Origin of the sequence: Streptomyces sp. NTH33 (assembly GCF_003236365.1) — a bacterium.
Classification (GTDB): Bacteria; Actinomycetota; Actinomycetes; order Streptomycetales; family Streptomycetaceae; genus Streptomyces.
On record NZ_POTZ01000504.1, the window covers coordinates 1 to 4,835 of the forward strand.

Genomic DNA, 4,835 nt, shown 5'->3' on the forward strand with positions numbered 1-4,835 from the left:
GAGCAGACCCTCGCGGACGAGGAAGGGTTCGGCGACCTCCTCGACGGTCTCGCGCTCCTCCCCCACGGCGACCGCGAGCGTCGACAGACCCACGGGTCCGCCGCCGAACAGCTTCAGCAGGGCCTCGAGGACGGCCCGGTCCAGCCGGTCCAGGCCGCGGGCGTCGACCTCGTAGACGGCGAGGGCCGCCGCGGCGATCTCGCGTGTGATGAACCCGTCGGCCTTGACCTGCGCGTAGTCGCGGACACGGCGCAGCAGGCGGTTGGCGATGCGCGGAGTGCCCCGGGAGCGGCCGGCGATCTCGGCGGCACCGTCGGCCTCGATCTCGACGTCCAGCAGGTGCGCCGAGCGGTGCACGACGCGCTCCAGTTCGGCGGGCTCGTAGAACTCCATGTGCGCGGTGAAGCCGAAGCGGTCGCGCAGCGGGGGCGGCAGCAGGCCCGCGCGGGTGGTGGCGCCGACCAGGGTGAACGGGGGCAGTTCGAGCGGGATGGCGGTGGCGCCGGGGCCCTTGCCGACGATGACGTCGACGCGGAAGTCCTCCATGGCCATGTAGAGCATCTCCTCGGCGGGCCGCGACATGCGGTGGATCTCGTCGAGGAAGAGGACCTCTCCCTCCTGGAGGGAGGAGAGGATGGCCGCGAGGTCGCCGGCGTGCTGGATGGCGGGGCCGGAGGTGATGCGGATGGGGGCGCCCATCTCGGCCGCGATGATCATGGACAGGGTGGTCTTGCCGAGGCCTGGGGCGCCGGAGAGCAGTACGTGGTCGGCGGTGGCCCCCCGCGCGCGTGCGGCGCGCAGTACGAGGTCGAGCTGCTCGCGGACCCTCTCCTGGCCGATGAACTCGCCCAGGTCCTTGGGGCGCAGGGCGGCCTCGACGGCCTGGTCCTCACGGTCGGCGGACGCACCGACAAGCCGCTCGGCGGCGGAGGCGTCGGTCGTGTCGTCCCAGTTCATGTGATGTGCCTCGGGAAGTGGTGGGTCAGCGGGCTCGGTTCAGGGTCTGCAGGGCCGCCTTCAGCAACCGGCCCACCTGGGGCGTGCCACCGGCGGCCTCGGCCTGCGGTGCCACGGCGGCGACCGCCTCGTCGGCCTCCCGGGTGGCGTACCCGAGGCCGATCAGGGCGGCGTGCAGCTGGTCGCGCCAGCCCTGGGTGACCGGCGTGCCCACCGCGGGGGCGCCGACCGGCTCGCCGAGCCGGTCCTTGAGCTCCAGCAGGAGCTTCTGCGCGCCCTTCTTGCCGATGCCGGGGACGGCGGTGAGTGCCTTCTCGTCGCCGGTGGCGACGGCCCGGCGCAGGGCGTCGGGGGTGTGCACGGCCAGCATCGCCTGGGCGAGCCGCGGTCCCACTCCGCTCGCGGTCTGCAGCAGTTCGAAGACCTGGCGCTCGTCGTCGTCCGCGAAGCCGTACAGGGTCAGCGAGTCCTCCCGTACGACGAGGGAGGTGGCGAGCTTGGCCGGCTGGCCGAGGCGGAGCGTGGACAGCGTGTTCGGGGTGCACTGCACGGCCATGCCGACGCCGCCGACCTCGACCACCGCGGCGTCGGGGGCGAGTGCGGCGACGGTGCCGCTGACGAAGGCGATCATGACGTACGGCCTTTCGTTGTCGATGCCCTGGCCGTGTGCAGGGCGACGGCCTGCTGGAGCCGGTTCTGCGCGGGGGCGCGCCAGATGTGGCAGATGGCGAGGGCGAGGGCGTCGGCGGCGTCGGCCGGCTTCGGGGGCGCGTCGAGCCGCAGCAGCCGGGTGACCATGGCACCGACCTGCGCCTTGTCGGCGCGGCCGCTTCCGGTGACGGCGGCCTTGACCTCGCTGGGGGTGTGCAGGGCGACGGGGATGCCTCGGCGGGCCGCACAGAGCATGGCCACGGCGCTGGCCTGGGCGGTTCCCATGACGGTGCGCACGTTGTGCTGGCTGAAGACGCGCTCCACGGCGACGTATTCGGGCCGGTGCTCGTCCAGCCACCGCTCGATGCCCTGCTCGACGGCGAGAAGGCGGTGGCTCAGGTCGGCGTCCACCGGGGTGCGGACGACGCCCACGCCGAGCATGGTCAGCGGCCGGCCCGCGACCCCCTCGACGACGCCGACACCGCAGCGGGTCAGCCCCGGGTCCACCCCCAGTACGCGCACGCCTCTCCCTCCCAGCAATCGCCTGTTCGTGCAGGCTATCGGGTGCCACTGACAACGTGACAACGCCCGCAAAGGGACGGGCCGGCGGGAGTGTCCCACCGGCCCGTCGGAACCCTGCGAAGCTCGTGGCAGCGCTATGCGCCGACCTTCTCCATGATCTCGTCGCTGACGTCGAAGTTGGCGAAGACGTTCTGCACGTCGTCGCTGTCCTCGAGCGCGTCGATCAGCTTGAAGATCTTCTTGGCGCCCTCCTCGTCCAGCTCGACCTGCATGGTCGGGACGAAGTTGGCCTCGGCGGAGTCGTAGTCGATGCCCGCGTCCTGGAGGGCGGTGCGGACCGCGACCAGGTCGGTGGCCTCGCTGAGCACCTCGAAGGACTCGCCGAGGTCGTTGACCTCCTCGGCGCCCGCGTCCAGGACGGCGGCCAGGACGTCGTCCTCGGTCAGCTCGCCCTTGGGGACGATCACGACGCCCTTGCGGTTGAAGAGGTACGACACCGAGCCCGGGTCGGCCATGGAGCCGCCGTTGCGGGTCATGGCGACGCGGACGTCCGAGGCGGCGCGGTTGCGGTTGTCGGTGAGGCACTCGATGAGCACGGCGACACCGTTCGGCCCGTAGCCCTCGTACATGATCGTCTCGTAGTCGGCGCCGCCGGCCTCCAAGCCCGCACCGCGCTTGATCGCCGAGTCGATGTTCTTGTTCGGGACCGACTGCTTCTTGGCCTTCTGGACGGCGTCGTACAGCGTCGGGTTGCCGTCCAGGTCGGAGCCGCCCATGCGGGAAGCGACCTCGATGTTCTTGATCAGCTTCGCGAAGAGCTTGCCGCGCTTGGCATCGAGGACGGCCTTCTTGTGCTTCGTCGTGGCCCATTTAGAGTGGCCGGCCATCTGCCTGTCTCCTTCGCGTCACCGTCTTTGTCCGAACGCAGGAATCCTACAAGGACTCCGGTGTCCGGTTCGCGCGCACCATGTCGACGAACAGGGCGTGCACACGGTGATCGCCGGTCAGCTCCGGGTGGAACGAGGTGGCCAGCGCGTTGCCCTGGCGGACCGCGACGATGTGGCCGTCGTGCTCGGCGAGCACCTCGGCCCCGGCGCCGACGGACTCGACCCAGGGGGCGCGGATGAAGACACCCTCCACGGGCGGGCCCGTGACGCCCTTGACGTCGACGGCCGCCTCGAAGGACTCGTTCTGCCGTCCGAAGGCGTTGCGGCGCACGATCATGTCGATTCCGCCGACGGTCTCCTGGCCCGAGCGCGGGTCGAGGATCTTGTCGGCGAGCATGATCATGCCGGCGCAGGTGCCGTAGACGGGCATGCCGTCGCGCACGCGCGCGCGGAGCGGGTCCATCACTCCGAAGAGGACGGCCAGCTTGGAGATGGTGGTGGACTCGCCGCCGGGCAGGACCAGGCCGTCGACCCCGGCGAGCTCTTCGGGGCGCCGCACCGGCCTGGCCACGGCGTCGGCCGCGGCCAGGGCGATGAGGTGCTCCCGTACGTCGCCCTGGAGGGCCAGGACGCCGATGACAGGGGCTTCGTCGGTCATGGGGTGATTACCAGCCGCGGTTGGCGTAGCGCTCGGACTCGGGGAGGGTGTCGCAGTTGATGCCGACCATGGCCTCGCCGAGGTTGCGGGACGCGTCCGCGATGATCTTCGGGTCGTCGTAGAAGGTGGTGGCCTTCACGATGGCGGCGGCACGCTTGGCCGGGTCGCCGGACTTGAAGATGCCGGAACCGACGAAGACGCCCTCGGCGCCGAGCTGGCGCATCAGGGCGGCGTCGGCGGGGGTGGCCACGCCGCCGGCGGAGAACAGCACGACCGGGAGCTTGCCGAGCTCGGCGACCTCCTTGACCAGCTCGTACGGGGCGCGCAGCTCCTTGGCGGCGGCGTACAGCTCGTGGTTGTCGTAGCCGCGCAGCCGGGCGATCTCGTTCTTGATCTGACGCAGGTGGCGGACGGCCTCGACGACGTTGCCGGTGCCGGCCTCGCCCTTGGAGCGGATCATCGCGGCGCCCTCGGCGATGCGGCGCAGGGCCTCGCCCAGGTTGGTGGCGCCGCAGACGAAGGGGGTGGTGAAGGCCCACTTGTCGGAATGGTTGACCTCGTCGGCCGGGGTGAGGACCTCGGACTCGTCGATGTAGTCGACGCCGAGGGACTGCAGGACCTGGGCCTCGACGAAGTGGCCGATGCGGGACTTGGCCATGACCGGGATGGAGACGGCGTCGATGATGCCCTCGATCATGTCCGGGTCGGACATGCGGGCCACGCCGCCGTCCTTGCGGATGTCGGCCGGGACCCGCTCCAGGGCCATGACGGCGACGGCGCCCGCGTCCTCGGCGATCTTCGCCTGCTCCGGCGTGACGACGTCCATGATCACGCCGCCCTTGAGCTGCTCGGCCATGCCGCGCTTCACGCGCGCGGTGCCGGTCTCGGGGGTCTGGGCGGAGTCGGAAATCGTGGTGGACACGGGTGACCTCACTCGGGGGAAAAAGAGGGTTTGGTGCACCGCTGAGGAAACGTGAGTGGACCAGGCCACGGCAAGGGCCAATGGAGAGCCGGTGGATCCTTTTCCCTTCCGGGGTCTCTTCTGGGGGCGCCGTGCCGGGGCTTCGCCCCAGGCCCCGTTCGGGGCTGCGCCCCGCCGGCTTTGCCTGCCCGGCCCGCCCGTCTCGGTGGGGTGAGGAGTCCCCGCCCCGGGGCTCCGC

Annotated in this window: 6 protein-coding genes; all 6 read right to left on the minus strand. The window is 71.2% G+C overall.

Annotated features, from left to right (window positions below; all coding sequences use genetic code 11):
• The coding region (gene ruvB / locus C1I97_RS31595) for a Holliday junction branch migration DNA helicase RuvB (RefSeq protein WP_111006485.1) at nt 1-957 on the minus strand (957 nt) is incomplete at its 3' end.
• 25 nt (nt 958-982) lie between these two features.
• Nucleotides 983-1,588: a Holliday junction branch migration protein RuvA gene (gene ruvA / locus C1I97_RS31600; RefSeq protein ID WP_111006486.1), complete on the minus strand. Its 606-nt coding sequence runs from the start codon at nt 1,586-1,588 to the stop codon at nt 983-985.
• Nucleotides 1,585-2,130, minus strand: a complete 546-nt coding sequence (ruvC, locus tag C1I97_RS31605; protein WP_111006487.1) for a crossover junction endodeoxyribonuclease RuvC — start codon at nt 2,128-2,130, stop codon at nt 1,585-1,587. The genes ruvA and ruvC overlap by 4 nt, the downstream gene beginning before the upstream one ends.
• A gap of 134 nt (nt 2,131-2,264) precedes the next feature.
• Nucleotides 2,265-3,017 (minus strand): YebC/PmpR family DNA-binding transcriptional regulator, encoded by a 753-nt coding sequence (locus C1I97_RS31610; protein WP_111006488.1) that lies wholly within the window; start codon nt 3,015-3,017, stop codon nt 2,265-2,267.
• 46 nt (nt 3,018-3,063) lie between these two features.
• Complete coding sequence (gene pdxT, locus C1I97_RS31615; RefSeq protein WP_111006489.1) at nt 3,064-3,675, minus strand: pyridoxal 5'-phosphate synthase glutaminase subunit PdxT; 612 nt, start codon at nt 3,673-3,675, stop codon at nt 3,064-3,066.
• Nucleotides 3,676-3,682: 7 nt separating this feature from the next.
• The gene (pdxS, locus tag C1I97_RS31620; RefSeq protein ID WP_234425445.1) at nt 3,683-4,531 is read right to left on the minus strand and encodes a pyridoxal 5'-phosphate synthase lyase subunit PdxS; all 849 of its coding nucleotides are present in this window, start codon (nt 4,529-4,531) and stop codon (nt 3,683-3,685) included.
• Between the last annotated feature and the right edge of the window lie 304 nt (nt 4,532-4,835).